The 24352-nt window shown below is 36.6% G+C and carries 22 protein-coding genes; 4 read left to right on the top strand and 18 right to left on the bottom strand.

The window, feature by feature from the left end; genetic code table 11:
• The 11 genes from ABMA79_RS15755 to ABMA79_RS15705 form a co-directional block, all read right to left on the bottom strand.
• On the bottom strand, positions 1–514 hold a 514-nt coding region (locus ABMA79_RS15755), incomplete at its 3' end, for an ABC transporter permease (RefSeq protein ID WP_393093823.1).
• Positions 514–1410: an ABC transporter permease gene (locus ABMA79_RS15750; protein WP_392857928.1), complete on the bottom strand. Its 897-nt coding sequence runs from the start codon at positions 1408–1410 to the stop codon at positions 514–516. The genes ABMA79_RS15750 and ABMA79_RS15755, both read right to left, overlap by 1 nt.
• Positions 1407–2162, bottom strand: coding sequence for a hypothetical protein (locus tag ABMA79_RS15745; RefSeq protein ID WP_392857930.1), 756 nt, complete (start codon positions 2160–2162; stop codon positions 1407–1409). The genes ABMA79_RS15750 and ABMA79_RS15745 overlap by 4 nt, the downstream gene beginning before the upstream one ends.
• A gap of 3 nt (positions 2163–2165) precedes the next feature.
• Positions 2166–2957, bottom strand: a complete 792-nt coding sequence (locus ABMA79_RS15740) for a hypothetical protein (RefSeq protein WP_392909706.1) — start codon at positions 2955–2957, stop codon at positions 2166–2168.
• 19 nt (positions 2958–2976) lie between these two features.
• Entirely contained in the window at positions 2977–4017 is a 1041-nt protein-coding gene (locus ABMA79_RS15735) for a rod shape-determining protein (RefSeq protein ID WP_392857934.1), read from the bottom strand.
• A gap of 21 nt (positions 4018–4038) precedes the next feature.
• Positions 4039–5085 carry an AMP nucleosidase gene (locus ABMA79_RS15730; RefSeq protein ID WP_392857936.1) on the bottom strand — a complete coding sequence of 349 codons (1047 nt, stop codon included), beginning with the start codon at positions 5083–5085 and terminating at the stop codon, positions 4039–4041.
• A gap of 318 nt (positions 5086–5403) precedes the next feature.
• On the bottom strand, positions 5404–7407 hold the full coding sequence (locus ABMA79_RS15725; protein WP_393093820.1) for an ABC transporter substrate-binding protein: 2004 nt from the start codon (positions 7405–7407) through the stop codon (positions 5404–5406).
• Positions 7408–7533: 126 nt separating this feature from the next.
• Positions 7534–8676 (bottom strand): molecular chaperone DnaJ, encoded by a 1143-nt coding sequence (dnaJ, locus tag ABMA79_RS15720; protein WP_392857939.1) that lies wholly within the window; start codon positions 8674–8676, stop codon positions 7534–7536.
• Positions 8677–8739: 63 nt separating this feature from the next.
• Positions 8740–10656: a molecular chaperone DnaK gene (gene dnaK, locus ABMA79_RS15715; protein WP_392857940.1), complete on the bottom strand. Its 1917-nt coding sequence runs from the start codon at positions 10654–10656 to the stop codon at positions 8740–8742.
• Positions 10657–10675: 19 nt separating this feature from the next.
• Positions 10676–11233 carry a nucleotide exchange factor GrpE gene (gene grpE, locus ABMA79_RS15710; protein ID WP_392857942.1) on the bottom strand — a complete coding sequence of 186 codons (558 nt, stop codon included), beginning with the start codon at positions 11231–11233 and terminating at the stop codon, positions 10676–10678.
• 107 nt (positions 11234–11340) lie between these two features.
• Complete coding sequence (locus ABMA79_RS15705; RefSeq protein ID WP_393093817.1) at positions 11341–12441, bottom strand: coproporphyrinogen-III oxidase family protein; 1101 nt, start codon at positions 12439–12441, stop codon at positions 11341–11343.
• Positions 12442–12501: 60 nt separating this feature from the next.
• Here ABMA79_RS15705 and ABMA79_RS15700 point away from each other — a divergent pair, with 60 nt between their 5' ends.
• Positions 12502–15087, top strand: a complete 2586-nt coding sequence (locus tag ABMA79_RS15700; RefSeq protein WP_392857946.1) for a M16 family metallopeptidase — start codon at positions 12502–12504, stop codon at positions 15085–15087.
• Here the strand turns inward: ABMA79_RS15700 and ABMA79_RS15695 are convergent.
• Positions 15071–15601, bottom strand: coding sequence for a hypothetical protein (locus ABMA79_RS15695; RefSeq protein WP_393093814.1), 531 nt, complete (start codon positions 15599–15601; stop codon positions 15071–15073). The two genes, ABMA79_RS15700 and ABMA79_RS15695, sit on opposite strands and share 17 nt — an antisense overlap.
• Positions 15602–15692: 91 nt before the next feature.
• Here ABMA79_RS15695 and ABMA79_RS15690 point away from each other — a divergent pair, with 91 nt between their 5' ends.
• From ABMA79_RS15690 to meaB, 3 genes are read left to right on the top strand one after another with little or no spacing between them, the layout of a single operon-like run.
• Complete coding sequence (locus tag ABMA79_RS15690) at positions 15693–16340, top strand: HAD family hydrolase (protein ID WP_393093811.1); 648 nt, start codon at positions 15693–15695, stop codon at positions 16338–16340.
• On the top strand, positions 16341–18464 hold the full coding sequence (gene scpA, locus ABMA79_RS15685) for a methylmalonyl-CoA mutase (RefSeq protein WP_392857952.1): 2124 nt from the start codon (positions 16341–16343) through the stop codon (positions 18462–18464). It abuts the gene before it with no gap.
• The gene (gene meaB / locus ABMA79_RS15680) at positions 18464–19423 is read left to right on the top strand and encodes a methylmalonyl Co-A mutase-associated GTPase MeaB (protein ID WP_392857954.1); all 960 of its coding nucleotides are present in this window, start codon (positions 18464–18466) and stop codon (positions 19421–19423) included. The genes scpA and meaB overlap by 1 nt, the downstream gene beginning before the upstream one ends.
• Here the strand turns inward: meaB and ABMA79_RS15675 are convergent.
• The 6 genes from ABMA79_RS15675 to ABMA79_RS15650 all read right to left on the bottom strand — a co-directional run bounded on the left by ABMA79_RS15675 (position 19409) and on the right by ABMA79_RS15650 (position 24352).
• Positions 19409–19711 carry a hypothetical protein gene (locus ABMA79_RS15675; protein ID WP_392857956.1) on the bottom strand — a complete coding sequence of 101 codons (303 nt, stop codon included), beginning with the start codon at positions 19709–19711 and terminating at the stop codon, positions 19409–19411. The two genes, meaB and ABMA79_RS15675, sit on opposite strands and share 15 nt — an antisense overlap.
• Positions 19712–19719: 8 nt before the next feature.
• The gene (locus ABMA79_RS15670; RefSeq protein ID WP_393093808.1) at positions 19720–21159 is read right to left on the bottom strand and encodes a hypothetical protein; all 1440 of its coding nucleotides are present in this window, start codon (positions 21157–21159) and stop codon (positions 19720–19722) included.
• 104 nt (positions 21160–21263) lie between these two features.
• On the bottom strand, positions 21264–21890 hold the full coding sequence (locus ABMA79_RS15665) for an L-threonylcarbamoyladenylate synthase (protein WP_393093805.1): 627 nt from the start codon (positions 21888–21890) through the stop codon (positions 21264–21266).
• 3 nt (positions 21891–21893) lie between these two features.
• Complete coding sequence (gene hflC, locus ABMA79_RS15660) at positions 21894–22835, bottom strand: protease modulator HflC (protein ID WP_392857962.1); 942 nt, start codon at positions 22833–22835, stop codon at positions 21894–21896.
• Positions 22832–23824: an FtsH protease activity modulator HflK gene (hflK, locus tag ABMA79_RS15655; protein WP_393056826.1), complete on the bottom strand. Its 993-nt coding sequence runs from the start codon at positions 23822–23824 to the stop codon at positions 22832–22834. Before hflK ends, hflC begins: the two co-directional genes overlap by 4 nt.
• Before the next feature lie 21 nt (positions 23825–23845).
• Positions 23846–24352, bottom strand: coding sequence for an acetyl-CoA carboxylase biotin carboxyl carrier protein subunit (locus ABMA79_RS15650; RefSeq protein WP_392857963.1), 507 nt, complete (start codon positions 24350–24352; stop codon positions 23846–23848).

Genomic DNA, 24352 nt, shown 5'->3' with positions numbered 1-24352 from the left:
CTCTTGCACTTTCAACATACCCTAAATTTAGGACACGCATTGTCTCTCCTCGAGCAATACGAGCGTAGCCAGGCCATGATGTAAAAATAAGACATAGTACTAATCCCGTAAAAGATTGTCCTGAAAATGACATAACTAAAATGGCGAGCAAAATACTAGGAAAAATAAAGATTAAGTTAGTAAACATATCCATTACTTCAGAAACAAACTTAATTTTTATTGCAGATAGATAACCTATAACGATCCCAATGACACATGCACTACTACTAATTAAAAGAGAAATCCCGACTGTATAAATAAGCCCAACGCTAAGAACCTTAAATAAGCTCCTTCCATTGATGTCTGTACCTAAAAAATAATCTTGTGAGAAAGGGGCAAACAATTCATGAGAGATAATACTTGAAGGTGTGTAATTAAAACCATTCATAAATAACCAAAGCAAGGCCCATACAATATAAATTGAAAGGATGACGCCACCGAAGATCATTTCATTATTTATTTTCTTCTTTCTCACTAACCTATCCTTGGATCAATTTTTTCATTTAAGTAATCAACTAATACATAAACAAGCATATAAATAACTGTTGAATAAGCGATTATCCCTTGAACGAGCGGGTAGTCACGATTGTTAATGGCCTCAAATAAAAGAGAGCCTAGTCCAGGAATATCAAAAATAGTTTCAGTAATAACAGTACCGGCCAGGACAACAGAGAGTTGAATTGCGACGACATTTAAAATCGTCGGCATACAAATCTTTACCAAGCGATAAACAATGGCCGAGTTTGAAAGTCCTTTTGCATTTAACACTAAAACCCATAGCTGTGATTCTTCTTCAAGATACTTATTTCTCATTACTCTAACGATTACAGATGATAAAGGAAGAACTAATGTCGTCACCGGAATTACCATATGCATGAAAGATTCCCACTGAGAAACAGGAAAAATTCCAAGCTTAATTGAGAAAACTAAAACAAGCAGCGGTGCCAAAGAGAAAATTGGAAATGACAACAGAGTCAATGTAATTACACGTATGGCAGTATCTGGTAATTGCGACTTCTTAATTGCAGAAATAACACCGATACCAATTCCAATTGGTGTTGATATTAAAATTGAGATTAAGGCCAACACAAGCGTTGGTGGTAGGTTTTGTTTAATAAGAGTAACGACAGATTCTTTTTTAAAAAATGACTTTCCTAGATCAAGAGTGATGATTCCTTTTGCAAAGTCTACATATTGCTCAACCAGTCCTTTATCAAGTCCAAGCTCAGCACGATACTTCTGAATCTCTTCTACCTTGGCCTCAGGCCCAAGTAATCTTTCGACAGGATCGCCAGGAGTTAATCTCAAAGCAAAAAATATCGTTGTGATTGCAAAAAATAATGTAAAAAAAGATTTTAAGAATAGCTTCATTTAACCAACTCTTTTGATAGGCCCTGGGATGCCCAGTAGTGACCAACAACATCTAAGTTTTTATTTAATATATACACTTGCTCCTGGCCGCCAGCAGCTAAAAGAAAGCGATAATTTCCTTTTTTATCAAATTCATCAAAACTCAATCTTGCTTCAGAAAGGATTTCTTTAGGAATATTTAAGTATTGTTCTTGGAAATATGGAAAGCTCTCCCAAAGAATATGAAAATTCATGTCACCATTTTTTTTCTCTATGGCCTTCTTAATAAATCCTGATACCTTTGCACATTCAATAATCGATGAATAAAAACAAATTGCTTTTACTCCTTGAGGTACAGCGTACTCACGTTGTCCCAACCATTTATACTCAGGCGAATTTAGATTATAGAGAATCTTTCTTCTTTTTAAGTCAACCTGTCCACTTACAGTGTAGACATCATTATTTAAGTAAAATGTTGATTCGTACTTAATTGGTACTAAGAAGAAAAGATCATTAGAAATCTTCTTTCTTTTAGATATGACAATAGTCTTTTCATAGACCTTGCTTCTATTAACTGGAGAGATGATTTGTGTCTTTCTAACATATTCATGATTTTTATTAAAACCAGACATTGTATCAACAAGATACTCGCCACTTACTTCTAATTGCTTATATTGATTAGTTGATGCCGTTAGCTGATCGTTTAAATCCTCGTTTAGCACACTACATGAAGCAATTAAGAATAGAAAAAGCACACCAAGAGGTCGCAACATAAACTACTCCTCTATTTTTTGATTAATATACTTATTAAATTCCTCATCAAGTGAAGTTAAAATTATTGATTTATCATCAAGCTCTTGTAGATATGACTCTAGCTCGCCATTACTCTCAAACTTAATACCAATTTTCTTCATTGGAATATTATCGAGCCTAAAGTTTACATAATCGATATCGTAAACTTTTTGGATATTAGAGATATCATACGAATTCTTTTCTAAAACTAAAGTCCCCATTGAGAACTTCTTATTTGAAAAGTTTTTGAAATCTTGAAGAGACATAACAAAGGAAGCACCATTACTTGAAATATCAATTAACTTAGCACCTCTTAATTCAGGAAAGTCACTCATCGATGTAGAGAAATCTTTAATGAATGAATCTTCTTTATTTTTTGATTTATTGAAGTGAAGAACGTTATCTGCAGAAGGCAGATCTTCTTCAACGGCATCAAAGTAGAGATATGAAGATGTCATATACGAAACATTGAATCTCATATCTGCTCTTCTTTCACTTCGATATACTTTACCATCGATTTTTAATTTACCACCATCAACGATACCCTTAAAAAAGTAGCTCATATAGCGAAGACTAAAGTTCGCCATCACAACACCATCAAGAGAGTGATTATCATCAATAATTAGAGTATCTTCTTCAATTGCAAAAATCTCAACAGAAGCAACTTGCTGTGAGTTAGTCCAAATTTTTAATTTACTCTTAGTGGCAATGAGCTCCCTGATTTTTAATTTTATATCAGAGAGCTCTAATTCGATAAAAAGATTTTTAGAATTCAATTGTAAACCTATCTTCGACTTATGATAGAGTCGCTACTTGTTTTAAAAGATCGATTGACTCTAGTGCCTTACCACATCCACGAACAACACAAGTAAGTGGATCTTCAGCAAGAGCTACAGGAAGACCAGTTCTTTCTTTAATTAAAACATCTAGGTTCGCTAGAAGTGAACCACCACCAGCTAGAATAATTCCGTTATCAACGATATCGGCAGCTAGCTCAGGAGGTGTCTTTTCTAATGAAGTTTTAATTGCTTCGACAACTTCTGCAATTGGATCAGAAAGAGCATCTCTGATTTCGTCAGAAGTAACTTCGATAATCTTAGGTGCACCTGCTACAAGGTCACGTCCCTTAACTTCATATGTTCTTACTTCATCATCAAATGGATATGCATTACCAATCGACATTTTGATTTGCTCTGCAGTTCTTTCACCAATTAATAATGAGTATTTTTTCTTAATATATGAAGCAATTGCTTCATCAAATTTATCACCGGCCACTCTTTCAGATTGAGAGTAAACGATACCACCAAGTGAAATGACTGCAACTTCAGTCGTTCCACCACCAATATCAACGATCATATTTCCAGAAGGCTCAGTAATTGGAAGTCCAGCACCGATTGCTGCGGCCATTGGCTCTTCAATTAAATATACTTCACGCGCACCTGCTTGCTCAGCAGATTCTTTAACTGCACGTTTTTCAACCTGAGTAATTCCAAAAGGAATACAAATAATGATTCTTGGCTTAACAAGCTTCGAACCTGATAGTGATTTTTGAATGAAGTACTTAAGCATCGCACCTGTCACTTCAAAGTCAGCGATTACTCCATCTCTCATAGGACGAATAGCTTGAATAGATCCAGGTGTACGACCAAGCATTTGCTTTGCTTCAGAACCAACAGCAAGAACTTTTGATCCAGTTCCTTTATACCCTTGGTGAACAGCAACAACAGAAGGTTCATTAACAATGATCCCTCTATCTTTAGCGTAAACAAGAATATTTGCCGTACCTAAATCGATCGCAAGATCGTTTGAGAAGAAATTAAAAAATTGCTTTAACATTTCATATTCCTTTATAAAATTTTACCAATGATAGTGTCTGATATTCTCACCACGGTCAGCAATGTCTGCCATTGCCTCAATTCCTAGCTCGATGTGAATATCTGTATATTTCTTGAAGACCGACTTAGCAGACTTCTTCGTTTTAATACCATCCTTAGTCATTGGACAATCAGAGATTAATAGTAATGCTCCAATATTTACCTTACTTACAAAACACGAAACAAATAGAGCGGCCGTTTCCATTTCAACAGCTAAAACTCTTTGCTCAATTAAGCGTTCTTTAAAACGATCATCAAACTCCCAGAATCTATAATCTGTAGAGTGGATCGTTCCAGTACGGTAATCATGCCCATGTTCTAATAATATTTGAGAAACGAATTTTTGTACTTTAAATGTTGGAAGGGCAGGAACTTCCCTAGGAAGAAAGTGCTCAGTAACACCTTCAGCTCTAATCGAAGCGATAGGAAGTACGAAGTCACCAACTTTCAGAGAAGGGTGAACAGCACCTGCAAGACCTAAGAATAGAACGGCCTTCGGGTGGATAACTGAAATAAGCTCCCCAATAAGGGCGGCCATTGCAGCACCTACACCAAATTCAATAATCGTTACTTTTGCTTTCTTAGAACTTGAAGCCTTAAAAGCTGAACCTTGTGTATAAACATGGTCATCAAGAAGAGCATTGAATCTTTCAACGTAGTAGTGAAAATTTGTTAAGATAATTTGTTGTTGGAAGTCTCTAAAGTCGTGACCTGTGTAGCGCTCAAGCATATCAATTGCGATCTTGCGCTTATCTTCGTTCCAGTGAATACGACGTGCTCTAAGAGCAGCCTTCTTCATTTCTAGGTTAGCACCTAGTTCCGGAGACTTCGCCTTTGTATTAAGAGAAAGTTCATCAACAAATGCAGTTGATAAGCTAGCCTGTGTAGGAGAACTTGCTTTACGTGAAGAAGTTTTCTTTACAGCTTTTTTCTTTGTAGCTTTCTTTTTAGCAACTTTTTTAGTCGTTTTTTTCGTCGTTTTGCTCGCAGCTTTTTTCTTAGCTGCTACTTTTTTCTTTGCAGCGCACATTCCATTATACCTTTTGATTAGCAATCCGTTTGCTTATATATGTAAAATGTACCATTTAGGTCATTTTATTGACAACCATTAATAACAAGTTTAGCACCGCGCATTCCTATAAAAATGACTTGGCCCTTGTCAAAATCGATATTTTTTTTTAGTATAACCAGACTATTTTCTAACACTACGCAAAAGGAAAGATTATGGGTGCAGGTAGAAAGAAAACTATTGCTAAAATGAGCAAGAAAAAAGCTCAACTTAAGAAAAAAGCAAGAATTTTACGCAGAATCAACGCTGCTAAGAAGTAATATAACTGGCGCATTAGCGTCAGTTACTTACTTCCTCTTCAATTGATTTTTCAACCGATTTTTCAATAGTCAAATTCACTTTATTTAAACGACCACGGTATAGGCTCATGAGACTCATGTCCTTCATCCACACGTCATCTTCAAGCCTCCAAGAACCTGTTATTCCAGCAACCTTCTTCGCATTAACCAGCGTTCTTTCAAGTTCATCACGGCTTGTAAAGTCACCTAACGATAGTACATTAGCAGCAAGTGCCATCCCCTCAAAGCCCAGGATTTCAACAACACCAGGACGTTGTCCATAGCGCGATTGATAACTAGAAACGAAGCCAGAGTCTCCCTGAGGCACTTCAGAATCCACAAAGTATAGCTTACCTAGCTTAGAAGTCTCCCTTGAGATTCTTCTTGATCTCCAGTTTGGACCTCCTACTAAATTTACATTAAATGCATCGTAGTAGTTAAAAGATGGAATTAGTTGAAGGGCATCATTTGGAGCTGCAGGCAGTAGAACCCAATCAAAGTCCACAATTGGGCCAAGTGTCTGGACACGTCTAATTGATGTATTACCTTCTAATTTATGAACAGACTTTAGAAGTTCAAACTCTTCTTGTCTTTCACGTGTAAAGTATAGACCTAGGATCTTAGCAACAGTTGATCTGTGGTCTGTCTGATTAGTATCAAATGATTGAATACTAACAATTTCGGCACCGGCCTTCTCGGCCATCTTCCATGCAGAATCAACATATGAATAACCAGTATCTGTATTTGGATAAATAATTGATACCTTATTTCCAAATTTTGAAAGATATTTCTCAGAGAATAATAATGATACTTGAGACTCTACTGAACCTGGTACTTCAATTAGTAAGTGTCCTTTATCATCTTTGCTTGTATAAATTTGAGATAGCGAAATAAAAAATGCTCCATACTTTCTAGCGGCTTCATATTGCGCCTTTGCTTCATCTTTCAAGAGTCCACCGATAATAATTGAAGAGTTCTCTCTTTCAATCATTTCACGAACTTTCTCTTTTCCGACAATGGCACTTCCCATACTATCAAAGATTTTAATCTGGATTGGTTGAAAGTTTGGCTTCGTTGAATTCTGTTCATTATATTTGCGGACAGCGTGATCAATACCAGCAAGCGCTCTCTTTCCAAACTTACTCTTGTCACCCGTAAGTGGAAGAACAACTCCAATTGATCGAAGATTAATTTTGCTATACTTCTTCAAATTTTCAAAACGAGCCGTAACTAGGGCAATGACCTCAGGATACATACTATATTGAGACTTAACCCAATCCCCTACTTCTTGTGCCTTACCTTTATTTCCTTGATTAATTAATTGCTCAATTTCTAAGTACGAAAGATAGGCACAAACAAAGTCCTTCCCCTCTTTAAAATCTTGCACTAATCGTACACGTTCCGCTTGATCAACAATGAAGTACTGAGTAACAAGTTGCCCATAGAACTTCTTCTCTTTTAATTCATCAACAGTATTGGCACCAGAGTTTAACCAAAGTAGTGAATCCAGCGCAACCGCTTGAAAATCAAGTTCTTTTGAAACACGGTAGCGTAATTTATGAAAATTTTCTAAGTCTCGGTTTAGAAGCCATCTTGAGTCCGTTCCATCAAGTGTTTTGAAAGTATTCTCTAGATCACCAAGCTTATAATAACTGCTCGCAAGATTAAGTTTAATCTGAGCATTAAGTTGACCATCTTCACCTGAACTATTTAAAGCTAGGTTAAATTGAAAGATTGCTTGTTCATAGTTTTGGTTTGAGTAATTGATAACACCAATTAAATTTGTCTTAGTAGCAAGTTCAGCTGGTCTTAACTTAGCATCCTGAATTGCATTAAGTTGACCTAGTGCTAATTCCTTATTTCCATCAACGAAACTCTTCTTAGCTACATCAAAATCTTTTAAAAACTTTTCAGTATAAAGATGTGAAGTGTCTCGGTTGATCATTTGGATACCACCGCAACTCACAAGAAGTGTGATTAAAATTAGAGAAATATACTTAAACATAGTCGACCTTTTTTAATTTTGTATGGTCTATTTTATTTGAAATATAGATAGATGAAAACAGGAGAAATATTAGGATTTTATAAACATGGGAGACTAATTCACTCAGTCTCCCGTGCATATATTGAATTAACTAAATAATTCTTTAACTTTATCGATGAAACCAGTGCTCATTGGATGACACTGCTTTCCTTCTAGCTTAGCAAGTTGCTCAAGTAATTCCTTGTGCTCCTTAGATAGCTTAGTCGGTGTCTCAACATGAACAGTTAGAATTGCATCACCTGTTCCATATCCACCAAGCTTTTGGATCCCCTTCCCCTTAAGTCTCATTTTCTTTCCAGACTGAGTACCAGGAGGAAGATCAACAACAACCTTACCATCTAAAGTTGGGACTTCTACCTCTGCACCAAGGGCCGCTTGTGAGAAGCTAATTGGTACAGTATAGAGAACATTGAAACCTTCACGCTTAAAGATTTCGTGCTCTTTAACATCCACAACAATATAAAGATCTCCGTTTGGTCCACCTTGAGCACCTGCATCACCTTCACCAGAAAGTTTTAGACGCTGCCCATGATCAATACCTGCAGGAATTGTTACTTCAAGTTCAACTTTTTTCTTCTTACGGCCTTGGCCATGGCAAGTTCCACAAGGATCTTTGATCATTGTTCCTGAACCCTGACACTTAGGACAAGTTGAAGCAACAGTGAAGAAACCTTGTTGGCGACGAACCTCACCAGCTCCGTGACACATATCACATGTTGTTGGTTCTGAGCCTGCTTTAGCACCAGACCCCGAACAAGTTTCACAAGTTGTTTCTTTGTTGATTGAAACTTTCTTTTTAGCGCCAAATGCTGCTTCTTCAAATGAAACACTAACAGTCATTTGAAGGTCATTACCAGGAACGCCTGTGCGACGTCTTCCACGACGACCACGGCCACCACCGCCCATCATGTCACCAAAGATATCTCCAAAGATATCACCTAGATCACCGAAATCACCAAATCCACCTTGGAAGCCACCGCCACCGAAGCCACCAGCTTGGCCATTTACACCAGCGTGTCCAAATTGGTCATAGCGCTGACGTTTTCCATCATCTAGTAAAACCTCTGCTGCTTCAGAAGCTTCTTTAAATTTAGCTTCAGCTTCTTTGTTATCAGGGTTACGGTCAGGGTGATACTTCATGGCCATCTTGCGATAAGCCTTCTTAATCTCAGCTTTATCAGCGCCTTTTGCGACACCTAGAATATCGTAATAATCTCTTTTATCACTCATATTTTTAATTCTCTATTAACGAACAAAGGGAGCACAGGGCTCCCTTCAATTCTATATTTCTAATTAAACTTCTTTAAAGTCAGCATCAACAACATCGTCGTCTTGCTTATTTGATCCTGCATTTGCACCTGCATCTGCTTCTGGACCAGCTTGCTGAGCACCAGCTTCAGCACCTGGTTGTTGGTACATTTGCTGAGCGATTGCATGTGAAGCGTTCGTTAGAGCTTCTTGAGCTGCTTTTAACTCATCAAGATTCTCAGACTGAAGCTTACCTTTAGCTTCATTGATTGCTGCTTCTAACTTAGACTTATCGTCTTCAGAGATTTTATCAGCACTGTCTTTGATCATTTTTTCACAGCTTAGGATAAGTGCATCTAGATTGTTTCTAGTATCAACAATCTCACGTGCCTTCTTATCTGCTTCTTTGTTAGCTTCTGCTTCTTGTACCATTCTTTCGATTTCTTCATCTGAAAGACCTGAACCAGCAGTAATCTTAATCTCTTGAGATTTACCAGTTGCTTTGTCTACAGCAGAAACGTGTACGATACCGTTAGCATCAATATCAAAAGTAACTTCGATCTGTGGAACACCTCTTGGAGCCGGTGCAATACCACTTAGGTCGAAACGTCCTAGTGACTTATTATCTTTAGCAAACTCACGCTCACCTTGGCATACGTGAATTGTAACAGCTGGTTGGTTATCAACAGCAGTTGAGAAAGTTTGTGACTTCTTCGATGGAATAGTCGTGTTCTTCTCAATTAGTGGAGTCATAACACCACCTAGAGTTTCGATCCCTAGAGTTAGTGGAGTTACGTCTAGTAGTAGAACGTCTTTTACGTCACCAGCTAGTACACCACCTTGGATTGCAGCACCTGCAGCTACAACTTCATCAGGGTTAACACCTTTAGAAGCTTCTTTACCAAAGATTTCTTTAACTCTCTCTTGAACAGCTGGGATACGAGTTGAACCACCAACAAGAATTACCTCATCGATTTCGCTCTTCTCAAGACCAGAGTCTTCAAGACAAGTTAGACATGGCTTAGCAAGAGCAGTTAAATGATCACCGATTAGAGATTCAAACTTAGCTCTTGAAAGGTTTACGTTTAAGTGTTTTGGACCTGAAGCATCTGCAGTGATGAATGGAAGGTTAACATCTGTCGAGTTAACATTCGATAGCTCATGCTTAGCTTTTTCAGCAGCTTCTTTTAGTCTTTGAAGTGCCATTTGGTCTTTTCTTAAATCGATTCCGTCAGACTTTAGGAACTCTTCAGCAAGGAAGTTAATGATTTTTTCATCAAAGTTCTCACCACCAAGGAATGTATCACCATTAGTTGCTTTTACTTCGAATACACCGTCTGAAGTGATCTCAAGAATTGAGATATCAAAAGTACCACCACCAAGGTCAAATACTGCAATGTTTTTATCTTGCTTAGACTCTAGTCCATAAGCAAGTGCCGCAGCAGTTGGCTCGTTGATAATTCTTTTTACTTCAAGACCTGCAATCTTACCTGCATCTTTAGTTGCTTGTCTTTGAGAGTCATTAAAATATGCTGGAACTGTAATTACAGCTTCAGTAACTGTTTCACCTAAGTAATCTTCTGCCGCTTTCTTAAGCTTTTGAAGAACTTTTGCAGAGATTTCTTGAGGAGACATTGCTTTCCCATCAACTTTTACCCATGCATCACCATTGTCATTTGCAAAAATTTCAAATGGAGCAACGTCAGCAAATGACTTTGCTTCTGGTGTATTAAATTTACGACCAATAAGTCTCTTAATCCCATAAAGAGTTTTTGAAGGGTTCGTTACAGCTTGTCTTTTTGCAACTTGACCTACAAGAGTTTCACCATTGTTTGCGAAACCAATAACAGATGGAGTTGTATTGTGTCCCTCTGCGTTTGCTACGATTTTGTATTTTCCATTCTCAAGAACAGAAACACATGAATTAGTTGTACCTAAGTCGATTCCAATAATTTTTCCCATTATAATCTCCTTTATATAATTAGTTTTTTGCTACTACTACTTTTGCTGCTCTAATCACTCTACCGTTTAGTGAGTAACCGTTTTGATATGTTTGTACGATCTCTTGATCTTCTTTTCCTTCTGCTGGCATTTGTGCCATGGCTTCGTGAAAATGTGGATCAAAAATCTTACCTTCTGTTTCAATTTTTTCTAACCCATTCGACTTAAGTGTTTCAAGAAACTGGTTTTTTACCATATCTACACCAGTGTAAATATTTTTAACCTTATCATCTTCATCACTTTCAATCGCCTGAAGAGTTCTTTCTAAGTTATCAACAACATCTAAAAGACCCATCATCACTTTTTCTGTTCCAAACTTAATCTGATCCTGTAGTTGCTTTTCATGGCGTCTTTTAAGATTTTCCATCTCAGCTGCTACATAATAGAACTTGTCTTTAAATTCCATTAACTCTTTCATTTCTTCTGAAACTTCATTTTCAGTTTCTGTATCTTCTACTTGAGAAGTTTCCTGAGTTTCTTCATTAGTTTCAGGCCCTAGTTCTTTTTCATTTTCTTCATTAACTTGAGTTTCAGACATTTCAACTACCTCTTTAAATTTATCTCTATCCTAAAGATGGTATTCTTTGGCCCAGTGTCAACGTTGTGCAATGATTTTTTTTCGATATACTTTACAACTATCTGAAATCACTTAGAAATTTTAAATATTTCATCAATAATTGAGTCAAGGATAAGAAAGCCGCGGGACGTCAAATAAAAATGATCGCGTCCGGCCATGGCCAATCCACGAGACTTAAGTGACTGAACGAGCTCACTAAGGTCACCCCAGTAAGAATCTTTAACAGGAAAGCCAACACTCGAGCGTAAATTCATATAAAGTCGCTCAATCTGAAACTCGTCTTCATTAAGATTTTCTTCGACTACTTCGGCCCCTTTAGTTTTCCACTTATAGCGATAACGATTATTTTTGATATAGCCAGTAGCAGAAGGGCCAATCGCTGCAACAGATTCCATCTTCCAGTAATTTAAATTATGAATTGATGCTTTATCCGCTTTAGCAAAATTTGAAACTTCGTAGTGCTTGAAACCATTGATAGCGAGGAAGTTAGCGACTTTTATATATTCATCACTTATCCACTCTTCGTCAGGTAATTCATCGTAGTGCTTATAATGTTTTGGAACAGTCAGAATATAAAGACTTATATGACTTGGGTTATATGTAAGAATTTCACTTAGCTCAGCTATAATATCGCGGTTGTACTTTTTAGAAAATGGCAGGCCAATCATAAAGTCCACAGAGAAATTATAATTTCCTTTATTAAAATATTTTAATGTTTCGTGAACATCATCAATATTGTGGACCCGATCGATAATTTTTAAGAAGTTCGGGTTTAGTGATTGGACCCCTAAAGAATAGCGATTCGCTCCAATACTTCGCCAACTACTCAAAGTCTCTTCCGTCCATGCCCCAGGATTTACCTCAAGAGTAAATTCACAATCCTCTTTCAAAGAAATCTTATTGTCAGACAACCAATCTCTTAAGAAGTAGGCTCCACGACTTCCCCATAAACTCGGCGTTCCTCCACCAATATAGAGAGACTCTAACTCTTTAAGAGTAGCGCCATGACTATCTAGAATCGACTTATGCTTTGTAGACATATCTGCAAAGAGTCTTTCGAAATCATCGAGTTGCCCATCGTTCTCTTTAATTGACTTAAAAAAGTCACAATAATTACACAGGTGACGACAGAACGGGAAATGGATATATAACGACTTTATTTCTTCCATATTATTTTTTTGTAACCCAGACTATAATTAACAAATACCTAAAATTAAAAGGCAATGTAAATGAAATATGAAATAGAAAAGTTAAATAATGGTTTGGAAGTCATTTTTGTTGATGTTCCAGGAAATACAAGTGCATCTGTACAAATTTGGTTTCGAGCAGGCTCAACTCTAGAAGATGAATCAAATTTTGGTATCGCACACTTCCTAGAGCATATGTTTTTTAAGGGAACACAGAAAAGACCAGGAGCTAAAATAGCCCATGATGTAGAATCATTTGGTGGTGAAGTAAATGCCTTCACTTCTTTTGACTACACTTGCTACTATATTAACTCACCTATTGCTTACTTTAATACATCAATTGATATCATCATGGATATGGTTTCTAATCCAATGTTCAATCAAGAAGATCTGATTCCTGAAAGAGAAGTAGTTTTCGAAGAATATCGTCGTAGCCAAGATAACCCAGGCCAATTTTCTTTCCAAAGAATTCAAGAAATGTCTTTTAACGGTGGCTATGCACACCCAATTCTTGGAAATGAACAAACAATCAAAAATTTCACACAAAAGCAGTTAATTGATTTCAGAAATAACCACTACAATAATGCTAACGCATTCTTAGTAGTCGCAGGGGATTTAAAGAATAAAAAGAAATATATTAAAACAATCGAGGGTTACGAACTTCCAAAAGGGAAGCGTTCAGAGAGACCTTCTTTTTCACTCCATAAGAAGTCTACAATTGAAATACATAAAAAAGACGTTCGTATGTGCCAACTGACAATGGCCATTGAATGTCCTCCAATGAAGTCAGATGGTGCAGCAGGAGAAGATCTCGCATATAATGCCCTTGGATACGGAGAGACATCGCCACTATATAAGAATCTTGTCTTAAATAATACGATTGCCAATAACTGTACTTCTTCTTCGATGTTCTTCGCAGATGGTGGGATACATTTTTTAAGAATCAATTTCCCAAAAGAAAATTACCAAAAAGTTATGCATGAACTAGAGAAGACAATCTCAGAAGCAACAACTGTTGGCCTTAAAGAAAATGATATTAAAAAAATTAAAAATCAATATGTAGCAGCTAAGATTTATGAGAAAGAATCTTTAGAGTCCTACGCCTTCTCTTTAGGAAGTAGTTATGCAGGAGCTAAGGATCTTGAAATCGAGCAAGAGTTTATTAGCAAGATCAAAAAAACTAGCCTAAAAGAAGTTAATAAAAAATACTCAGATATTTTTGGACGCTCACTTCACTTAAGTTTACAAATCCCAAATGAATTAAGGCCACAAGACTTTAAACCAAAGCTAGTGGAGTTTAAGAATAAAATTGCAAAGCTTAAGAAGAATAAAAAAGAACAAGCGATTAAGGCCACAAAATCTAAGAATGACCCGGCAACTCAAATTGTTGAAATCAAACCAGGAATCAAACTACTTTATCGCTATAATGCTATTACACCTACATTTGTAATGCACGCGTACTTAAAAGGTGGGCTTGTTGATGAGTCGACTAAAACAAATGGTATCTATAGTCTTATGAGCTCTCAGCTAACAAAGGGTTACAAAGGCCTTAGCTATGAAAAGCTGAAACTAGACCTCGACAATAAGTCGACAATGTTTAATAGCTTTTCGGGAAAGAACGCTTACGGAATGACAATGCACGGTCAAAGTGAGTACTTCTCTGACCTTTCAAAACATTTTTTTAAGTCACTGATTCATCCAACATTTCAAGCGAAATTCATTGCACATGAAAAGAAGTTGATCTTTAGAACTATTGAAGCAAATAAGTCAGATCCGACAAGACACTGCTTTAACGAAGCAACAAACCTACTTTTTAAAGGTCACCCTTATGCCCTTTCAACTATTGGAACCGAAAAATCAGTTAAGGCCATAAAGAAAGAGGACCTTGCAAAGCTTCATGAAAGAAACTTAAAAACAAAAGAGATGCTTATCACTTTCTGTGGAGATCTCTCTCTCGATGAAGTAAAGGAAAAAGTAGAATTCTACTTTGAAGGGCTAAAACCAAGAAAAGGAAAGAAGAAAGAAGCGAAGAAAGTTGTTCCAATTAAAACGGTTGAAAAACATATTGATTTTGATCGTGAACAAACTCAAATCCTAATTGCAACGCAAACAAAAAAACTTACGGCGAAGGAAAATGTTGTTTTTAAGATGTTAACAACACACCTATCTGGCCAGTCATCAGAACTCTTTGTTGATGTTAGAGATCGTAAAGGACTTTGCTATGTTGCCCAGCCAATTCATATGAATGCTCTTGAAGCTGGGTACTGGGGGATCTACATGGCCAGCGGTCATGATAAAACAGTTGAAGCAATCAATGCTATCAACACCATCTTATCTAAACTTCAAAAGGAAGGTCTTTCTAAATCAAACTTTGATCGCATTAAGATGATGATTGATGGACAAAATCAACTTAACCTACAAGTTAATGATGATTATGCAAATGTCTACTCTGTTCCGGCCCTTCACGGCCTTGGTGTTGATTACTTCTATAAATCAAACGAAGAAATTAGAAACTTTAAATATGAAGACTTTCAAAAAATCATCAAAAAGGTTCTAAAACAAAATTGGATAACAATTACAGTTGGAAAAACTATCGATAATAGTATTCCAACTACGATACATCCTTAGTAAAGAGCAAGTACTGCTCTTCATTTAAGTTGTAATCGCTTTGCAGTAAGCTCATCAAATTAGTGATGTCATAAAACTGCGAAGCGAGCTCCTTAAAGAAGCCATTAAAATCGTAAAATGTGTTTTGATAACAATCGAGTTTTTGATATGCAGTTTTACCAATCTCACAGTAGTATCCTAAATCAATAATCTTCTCATTAACTGAATTAGAAAAGTATCCACATAGAAATAATGCTGTATCTGCAATATCACGTAACTCTCTTTTCTTTTCCCGTTCACTTAAGTGCTCGGTTTGTAAGAGTTTTAACCCAAGTGTCTTCTCTTTTAATCTTCCATCTTTTTGCTCTTCGAAATAATGTTGAGAAAGTCCAAATTTATCCATGACTAAGGAAGAGTAAAATATAGATAACTGAGGTAAAGGATTTTGCCTTTTAAGATTTATACGATGCAGTTCATCATAGAAATATGCCTGCAGTGAAGGTTCAAGAGAAATGTTGGTCGTATGCTTTTTCACAATCTCCTCCGTGTCTATAAATTATAACTTAATCTCATAACGCAATACAACAACGAAACAAATTCCTAGGTTTTTATGGTATAAAGTTGGAATGAATTCGATCGGAAAAAAGCTTAGTAATTTCAGTGTTTTAGATAGCACTGTTATTGATGAAATTTTGGCCATTGCAAAAACAAGACCTTATATCTTCTTTGATATGGATGGAACAATCTTAGATAGTGAGCCACTTCATTATGAAGTTGTTAAAAATCTATGCAATGGAAAGAAAATTCCAACAATGGAAGAAACCTATGGCATGTCTGATGGCGAGGTTTTTCCAATGATTAAAGAAGCACTAGGCCTTAATAGCTTAGAAGAATATCTCATAAGGAAAAATGAAGCATTAGTCGAACTCATTGGCCAGTCCGACGCAAGTAATATAAGACATAGAAATATTCACGAACTACTAAATCGTCTAAGAGATAGTGGTACTCGACTTGCTCTTGTGACAGCAAGTCAATATGAAGTGACTCATCCAATCTTAAAACATTGTGAATTAGATAGTTACTTTGAAAAAATTATTACAGAAAGAGAAGTAGATTATACAAAGCCTAATCCTGCTCCATACTTATTGGCCCAGGATTTTTTTAAAGCTCAAACACATGAATGTCTAATTTTTGAAGACTCACCTACAGGAATCGAAGCTGCCCAAAGAGCAGGCATTGATCACGTCGTAGTAAAATGGTTTGAAGGAGAATAAATGAGTAAGTTAGATACTTGGAAAGAACTAGCAGAAAAAGAATCAAGAGGAAAAGGGATTAAAGTAACTCAAACTCCAGAAGGAATTGAGATGAAGGCCCTTTATACGAAAGCAGATATTGAAAATAATGACCTTACAGACACTATGCCTGGAATGGACCCATTTATCAGAGGTCCAAGAGCAACGATGTATACAGGTCGTCCGTGGACGATTCGTCAATACGCTGGATTTTCAACAGCTAAAGAATCAAATGACTTTTACAAGAAAGCACTGGCCGCTGGTGGACAAGGTGTTTCTGTTGCCTTCGATCTTGCAACTCACAGAGGTTACGATTCAGATCACCCTCGAGTAAAAGGCGATGTTGGGAAAGCTGGTGTGGCCATTGATACTGTTGAAGATATGAAAGTTCTCTTCGATGGAATCCCACTAGATAAAGTATCGGTATCGATGACAATGAACGGTGCCGTTCTTCCGGTACTCGCAGGATATATCGTTGCTGCAAAAGAGCAAGGAGTATCACTTGATCAACTTTCAGGAACTATCCAAAACGATATTCTAAAAGAGTTTATGGTAAGAAATACTTATATCTTCCCTCCGGCTCCTTCGATGAAAGTTATCGCAGATATTTTCGAATATACTTCGAACAATATGCCAAAATTTAACTCAATCTCAATTTCTGGTTACCACATTCAAGAAGCTGGTGCTGACGCTGCCCTAGAGCTTGCCTATACACTTGCAGATGGGAAAGAGTATATCGATACAGCAATTAAAGCAGGGATGCAGATTGATCAATTTGCTCCAAGACTTTCATTCTTCTTTGGTATTGGGATGAACTTCTACATGGAAATTGCAAAGCTTCGTGCCGCAAGACTTCTATGGTCTGAAATCGTTGAAGAGTATGAACCAAAGAATATTAAATCAAAGATGTTACGTACTCACTGTCAGACTTCTGGTTGGTCTCTAACGGAACAAGATCCATATAATAATATTATTCGTACAACTATTGAAGCAATGGCCGCAGTATTCGGTGGAACTCAATCTCTTCACACAAATTCATTTGATGAAGCAATTGCCCTTCCGACAGAATTCTCAGCTCGTATTGCAAGAAATACTCAAATCATCCTTCAAGAAGAAACTGGTATTACTAATACTGTTGATCCATGGGGTGGCTCATACATGATGGAAACTCTAACAAAAGAGATTGCAGACAAAGCACGTGGTCTTATCAAGGAAATTCAAGAAGCTGGAGGCATGGCCAAGGCAATCGAAACAGGACTTCCTAAACTTAAGATTGAAGAATCTGCGGCGCTAAAGCAAGCACGTATTGATCGCGGCGAAGATGTAATTGTAGGCGTTAACAAATACAAGCCAACAAAAGAAGACCATGTTGAAGTTCTTGAAATCGATAATGTTCAAGTACTTAATGAGCAAATCAAAAGACTTGAAGAAATTCGTGAATCACGAGATGAAGCAAAAGTTAGTGAGTGCATGGCCAAGCTTGAGTACTATGCTAAAACTGGTAACGGAAACGGCCTAGAGCTTGCGGTTGAAGCAATGGAAGCTCGTTGTAGTGTTGGTGAAATCACTTACGCACTCGAAAAAGAGTGGGGACGCTACAATGCAAACACTAAAACTGTTTCAGGTGTTTACGGTAAATCATTTGAAAGTGATGAGGAATGGATGAGCATTAAGAATGAAATTGATCAATTCGAAAAAGATTTTGGACGTCGTCCAAGAATCTTAGTTGCTAAAATGGGACAAGATGGACATGACCGAGGAGCAAAAGTTGTAGCAACGGCCTATGCTGATGTAGGTTTCGATGTCGACCTTTCTCCACTTTTCTCAACTCCTGAAGAAGTTGCAAAGCAAGCAGTTGAAAATGATGTACACGTTGTTGGGGCATCTTCACTTGCGGCCGGACATAAGACTCTTATCCCGGAACTAATCGCAGAGCTTAAAAAACTTGATGCTGAAGATATCATCGTTGTTGCTGGAGGAGTAATCCCTAGAAAGGACTATGACTTCTTATATGAAGCAGGTGTTAAAGGTATCTACGGGCCAGGAACAACAATTGCAGAAGCCGCAAAAGATGTAATTACAAAAATCAAAGAGGCTCAAAAGTAATGCAAATAGATATCCAGAAATTAAAAAGTGGAAATATTAGATCACTTTCTAAATTCATCACTTTAATCGAAAGTAAGAAGGCCGAGCACCAGAAAGAAGCTCAGTCACTCTTAAACGAAATTCTTCCCTTAACAGGAAAATCAATTCGTATCGGTATTTCTGGAACACCAGGGGTTGGTAAATCGACATTTATCGAATCCCTGGGACTTCACTTAATTAATAAGGGCCTAAAGGTTGCAGTCCTAGCAATTGATCCTAGCTCCCCTTTAAGTGGAGGAAGCCTTCTTGGCGACAAGACTCGAATGGAGAAGCTGGCCCAAGAAAAAAATGCTTTTATTCGCCCTACTCCTTCATCTGGAAACCTAGGTGGAGTTGCTCTGAAGACAAGAGAAGTTATGCTGGCCTGTGAAGCTGCAGGCTATGATGTTGTTCTTATTGAGACAGTTGGTGTCGGTCAGTCTGAATATGACGTTGCAAATATTGTGGACTTATTCACTGTACTTCTACTTCCAGGTGGAGGTGATGAACTTCAAGGGATAAAAAAGGGAATCATTGAACTCTGTGACAATATCGTTATCAATAAAGCAGATGGTGATAATAAACAAAAAGCACACGATACAATGGTTCAATACAAGTCAGCTCTTGGCGTGATTAAAACAGAACAAAAAATCGGTGCAAATGTAATGATGGCCTCCGCCTTAGAGAATAAAGGCGTAACTGAATATTGGGAATTAATTGAAAAAATCTACCAAGAAAACCAAGAAAAAATTCAGCTAAAGCGAAAAAGACAAAATCAAGACTGGCTTAAGAAACTATTTAATGAATTGCTTGAAAATAAGGTTAAGGCCAATCCATCTCTTCAATCAGAATGGACAAAGTTAAATGATAATATTTTAAATGAAGTTGAAACGCCCCTAAGTGCTGCAAATAAATTAATTCATATATTATTTAACAACTAAGCATTTCATTTTCTTCGTTATACTTTTAGGGCCAACAAGCTTTAACTCTCCTTCATTTCCTTTCAAAATAAAGCGGAAACCGAGGAATCCCTCTGCCTTAAGAACTCCTGTATAATTAGACCCCGATTGCTTTACGGAAACATCATAAGTGGATTCTAGAGTTTTAATGATGGCCTTATTTTCGTTAACATTAAAAGAGTATCCACCACCTTGGCAGTTAATATTTGTCGAATTTGCAAAAGCAAATGATGCAACAAAAGAAATAACAAATAATTTAATAAACTTCATTCAATCTCCTAGATCGAAATATAGAACTTACCATCATCATAGGTAACATTACTCCCTACGATAGCATTCTTAATAATTTTCTCAATTAACCAAATCCACTTAACTTTGATAAAACCAAATGGAACAACAACATCTGTAACATCCAAAATAATTTGAGAATCTTTTTCATTAAAAGAAACACTTGCCGTCAGATCAACATCAAAATTCTTCTTCAAAAGAACATTCTTATATGCATGTGCCTTAACTTTAGCGACACCATTAGTAATCTTAATTGAAATATCTGAAAGGTTAGATTTATCCAAGCTTAGATTTGCTAATGGCCTATAAGTATCTATTTCTAAGTTCTTATAACGATTCGAAATTATCTGCCTAGATACGACACGTCCACGTGGGTCCGTTACTATCTTAACATCCTCACTCGTTTTCAACTTATCAATTTCAATAGAGCCATCAATTAAACATTCTTTAATCATTGAAGGTATATCTAATAAGTCTGACTGAATTAATTTTTGGCACTTAACATCAAGGTCTTTTACTGTGACAGACTTCTTAGTATCTATAAATTGAAAGATATCTGAATGAAAATTTAATCTTTCACTTTTCACATTTAATGTATCGATATCAAAATAAAATTTTGTCTTTTCTTTTGAGTTAGAAACTAAAATCTTTGGAACATTTAAGGCCGCAGTATTTTCACAACCACTCATAAGAGAATCTGAATCGATTTCGACAAGATCCTCATCTTTTTCACATTTAAGATCAACAGACTTTGCCTGTACATCATATTGCTTATAATCCATAACAAGTAGTGGTGAAGCAACTTGTAAAAACCTGGCCGCTTGTAATTGCATCGTACCGATATCACCACTTGCCGTAAACGTGGCCCCATCTTCCAACTTCTTCTTAAAGATAAAGTTCACAGGCTTTTTATATGACTTAGGCGTAATATTAAGTTCAGTCATACATCCTTTAACAATCCCATCTCCAGTTGCCATATCATATTCTGGGTCATTAGTTGTACAGAAAACAAAGAAGTTATTTGCGTTTAACTCTAGACCCTCTCTATCCATATAGAAACTAGAACCATTTATATTAAAATAAGTAGCATTTATAGCTGTTTCAGCATTACTTATTTTTAATTTATCTAATGTATTTAAAAATGTATTACCACTCATATCAAATTGAGCAGTCATCATTCCATTATCAAGTTTTAACTGATTATTTTTAAAATAAACCTCAGCACTTGATTTACTTTTATTTCGATCAGAGATATTAAACGAAAGAGTGTCACGAGAAATAATAGCACTCTCGTATTCCATGTAGCCTAATCTTCCAAAGATATCATCTTGCTTCGAAACATTGAGATCATGAACCTTAACTTCGATAAAGTTATTGGCCAGGGCCAAATAAGGCAGGAAAGATAGGAGGAGTATTTTCTTCTTTAACATAGATTGTAATATAGAAGAAAAAGGTACCAAGATACTGAAAATTGAAAAATTTCAGTACCTTGTCTATTTAATTAACATTAGAAAAATACGATAAAGGCCTGAAATTACTTAAGAATTCCAGCACCTTGTCTTATGACATCAGCTTCACCATTAGTGAAGTCAACAATAGTTGATGAGCCTACAAACTCATGCTCTCCTGGATCAACAATAAGAGACACAACTCCCGCTAATGATTCCTCAATCATATAAGAAAATAATTCATCATAAGAAGAGAGAGCAGGTGTAAACTTATCCAAATCTACATTACTCGATAAAACCGGTTCTCCATGTATATCCAGTAAGCGAGTAATTAGTGTCGATGGAACAAAACGAATCCCTACTTCATGATCAGTTTTATTTGCTGCCACGGCCTTCGTGATTTTCTTATTTGCATTGAAAATAAACGTATAATGACCTGGAATGATTCGCTTAATATAGCGAAAAACACCATCATCAATATTGGCAACATCTGAGGCCATCGAAATCGAGTCACACAGAAGTGAAAAAGCCTTTAGCTTTGGAGCATTCTTATATTTATAGATTCTTTCAATCCCTTTCTTATTAAAAGGGGAAGCGATAACGACCCAACTCGTATCAGTTGGTAAGCACACAAGCTCTCCATTATTAAGAGCTTGTGAGACTTTTTGTAATACGCGATCATCTGGATTTTCTGCAATTACATATTCAATCAATGCTTACCTCAAGTATTTTAAAAATTCGTTATCATTAGAGATTATAAACTTAGTTTTACCTTTAATTGACGTTTTATATGCTTCTAGAGATCTTACAAACTCGAAAAAGCTTGGGTCTTGAGAAAATGCCTTCGCATAAACTGCTGATGCCTTAGCTTCAGCACGACCTTTAATCAATTGTGACTTCTTGTAACCTTCTGATTGAATTGTTTGTAAATCTTTTACCAAACGACCTTCAATCTTGGCCTTTTCTCCTTCACCAATTGATCTAATCTTTTGCGCAATTCTTTGACGTTCAGAAATCATTCTCTCGTAAACTTTACGCTCTACTGACTTCTCATATGAAATACGTCTTAATTGTACATCAATTAATTGAATACCAAATTGTTCTAACTCTCCATCGGCTTTGCTTACGATTAGTTGAGATAATTTTTCTCTACCAACGCTTACATCTTCGATATCACCAGTTATTTCTTCTTCAATTTCGTTAACATCTACTTTAGTTGCATTTAACTTTTCAATAATAGCATTAGAGTTACGTACGGCCTCTACAAGATCATGAGATGAAATTACATTTCTTGTTGCTGAGTCTAAGATTGTATCAATTCTCTTTTTCGCACCTTCTGTATTACGTACAGTTTGGATAAATTTAAGAGCATCGATAATTTTAAATCTTGCCGTAGTATCTACTTTAATGAATTTCTTATCTTTTGTAGGGATCTGATTTGGAAAACCATCCCAGCTAAGAATACGTTTATCAACAAAACGAACATCTTGAACAAAAGGTTTCTTGAAGTGTAAACCTGCATTTGTAATTGGCTTTCCAACAGGCTTACCAAATTCAGTGATAATTGCTTGTCTTCCTTCACTAACGATAAATAGTGACTGCTTTCCTAGAATTAAACCAATAAATACAACAACAATAAGAGTTACTACTTTATTCATTTCTTAGCTCCTTGGTTGTAAATCGGCAGAAGCCCCTTAACCTTAGGGTCAATAATCGTAAGATTATCGTACTTCTTATAAAGCCCTTCCATTGCTTCAATATAAAGGCGTTTCTTTGTAATTTTTGGAGCACGACGATATTCTTTAAGAATTTCCTTAAATTTCGCAACATCCCCTTCTGCACGGTTCACAAGAGCAGCAGCATAACCTTCAGCTTCAGAAACCATTTTCTCTGCCTTACCACGTGCTTCAGGAATAACCTTGTTATAAGCACCCTCAGCTTCGTTGATGGCCTTTTCTTGTTCTTGTTTCGCTTCGTTAACTTCATTAAATGAAGCCTTAACAACCTGAGGAGGATTAACATCTTGAAGTTTTACCGAGATAATTGAAACTCCCATGTCGTACTTATCAATCACTTCTTGCATTAAAATTTTTGCATCAGCTTCAATCTCAACCTTTCCAACAGTTAGTACATCAGTAACCGATCTATCCCCAACGACTCTTCTCATAATCGATTCAGAGATGTCTCGAATATTTCTTACTGGTTCACTTGTTTGAAAAATAAACTTAAACGGATCTCTTACTTGATACTGAACCGCCCACTCAACAGAAGCGACATTTAAGTCACCTGTTAGCATGAGGGACTCATTATCAAAATTGTCACCTGAATAAGATGAACGACGAGATCTTGTACTCTTTGTTCTAAATCCAAATTCTTCTTGAAGAACTGTTTTAACCTTAACCTTGATAACTTCATCAATTCCAAATGGAATTTTAAAATGAAGACCTGGAGTATTCGTATTAATATACTTCCCCAGACGGATTACCACGGCCTCTTCATCAGGCTCAACAGTGTAAAAAGATGTGTACCCGAAAATAACTAAAACAATAAATACAAAAAAGGGCCCAAGTAACTTGAGCCCCTTATCTAAATCTTGTTTCATTTTTTCGAAGTCATTCCTTGGTGCTTGTCCATTATTAAAAGACATTTGCTCTCCTTGACTTGCGTCCTATGCTTCTACTTCTAACATGAGGACGTTTTCTTCTAAGGCGTCCCCTTCCTTAACGTGAATTGCTTTAACAGTTCCGTCGATTCCACTCTTAATCTCATTCTCCATTTTCATGGCCTCAAGAATAATTAGAGTTTCACCGGCCTTAACTGCTTGACCAACTTCAACATTGATCTTAACAACCTTACCTGGCATTTTAGTAAGGAGCTCACCAGCGTCAGCTCCACCTAAACCAGATGGCTTGTACCCTCTAAATAGAGAGTAAACCTTATCAACGTTCACAACTCTTGATGGAAGATCTTGTCTTGGGATCTTCTTCCAAGTTTTATTATCTCTAGAGATAAAATATTGGCCACAAAGCTTTCTTAACCACATTGTTTCGTGAAGGCTTCTTTCACCTTCTTTTAATGTAGAAAAATCAAACTCAACTAAGCTGTGATCGTGAACTTTAGTTCTTGTTAAATCAACAATTACTTCTTCATTATCATTAATTAAATATGTTCTCAT

Origin of the sequence: Halobacteriovorax sp. HFRX-2_2 (genome assembly GCF_043196705.1) — a bacterium.
In the GTDB taxonomy this organism is placed as follows: domain Bacteria; phylum Bdellovibrionota; class Bacteriovoracia; order Bacteriovoracales; family Bacteriovoracaceae; genus Halobacteriovorax_A.
This window is presented reverse-complemented; position numbering and strand designations above follow the sequence as displayed.

Excerpts from the sequence above, each read along its gene's own strand:
- ABMA79_RS15750 (WP_392857928.1), bottom strand. The coding sequence starts at position 1,410 with ATGAAGCTATTCTTAAAATCTTTTTTTACATTATTTTTTGCAATCACA.
- ABMA79_RS15745 (WP_392857930.1), bottom strand. The coding sequence starts at position 2,162 with ATGTTGCGACCTCTTGGTGTGCTTTTTCTATTCTTAATTGCTTCATGT.
- ABMA79_RS15735 (WP_392857934.1), bottom strand. The coding sequence starts at position 4,017 with ATGTTAAAGCAATTTTTTAATTTCTTCTCAAACGATCTTGCGATCGAT.
- ABMA79_RS15730 (WP_392857936.1), bottom strand. The coding sequence starts at position 5,085 with ATGTGCGCTGCAAAGAAAAAAGTAGCAGCTAAGAAAAAAGCTGCGAGC.
- ABMA79_RS15725 (WP_393093820.1), bottom strand. The coding sequence starts at position 7,407 with ATGTTTAAGTATATTTCTCTAATTTTAATCACACTTCTTGTGAGTTGC.
- dnaJ (WP_392857939.1), bottom strand. The coding sequence starts at position 8,676 with ATGAGTGATAAAAGAGATTATTACGATATTCTAGGTGTCGCAAAAGGC.
- dnaK (WP_392857940.1), bottom strand. The coding sequence starts at position 10,656 with ATGGGAAAAATTATTGGAATCGACTTAGGTACAACTAATTCATGTGTT.
- grpE (WP_392857942.1), bottom strand. The coding sequence starts at position 11,233 with ATGTCTGAAACTCAAGTTAATGAAGAAAATGAAAAAGAACTAGGGCCT.
- ABMA79_RS15705 (WP_393093817.1), bottom strand. The coding sequence starts at position 12,441 with ATGGAAGAAATAAAGTCGTTATATATCCATTTCCCGTTCTGTCGTCAC.
- ABMA79_RS15700 (WP_392857946.1), top strand. The coding sequence starts at position 12,502 with ATGAAATATGAAATAGAAAAGTTAAATAATGGTTTGGAAGTCATTTTT.
- ABMA79_RS15690 (WP_393093811.1), top strand. The coding sequence starts at position 15,693 with ATGAATTCGATCGGAAAAAAGCTTAGTAATTTCAGTGTTTTAGATAGC.
- scpA (WP_392857952.1), top strand. The coding sequence starts at position 16,341 with ATGAGTAAGTTAGATACTTGGAAAGAACTAGCAGAAAAAGAATCAAGA.
- meaB (WP_392857954.1), top strand. The coding sequence starts at position 18,464 with ATGCAAATAGATATCCAGAAATTAAAAAGTGGAAATATTAGATCACTT.
- ABMA79_RS15675 (WP_392857956.1), bottom strand. The coding sequence starts at position 19,711 with ATGAAGTTTATTAAATTATTTGTTATTTCTTTTGTTGCATCATTTGCT.
- ABMA79_RS15670 (WP_393093808.1), bottom strand. The coding sequence starts at position 21,159 with ATGTTAAAGAAGAAAATACTCCTCCTATCTTTCCTGCCTTATTTGGCC.
- hflC (WP_392857962.1), bottom strand. The coding sequence starts at position 22,835 with ATGAATAAAGTAGTAACTCTTATTGTTGTTGTATTTATTGGTTTAATT.
- hflK (WP_393056826.1), bottom strand. The coding sequence starts at position 23,824 with ATGTCTTTTAATAATGGACAAGCACCAAGGAATGACTTCGAAAAAATG.
- ABMA79_RS15650 (WP_392857963.1), bottom strand. The coding sequence starts at position 24,352 with ATGAGAACATATTTAATTAATGATAATGAAGAAGTAATTGTTGATTTA.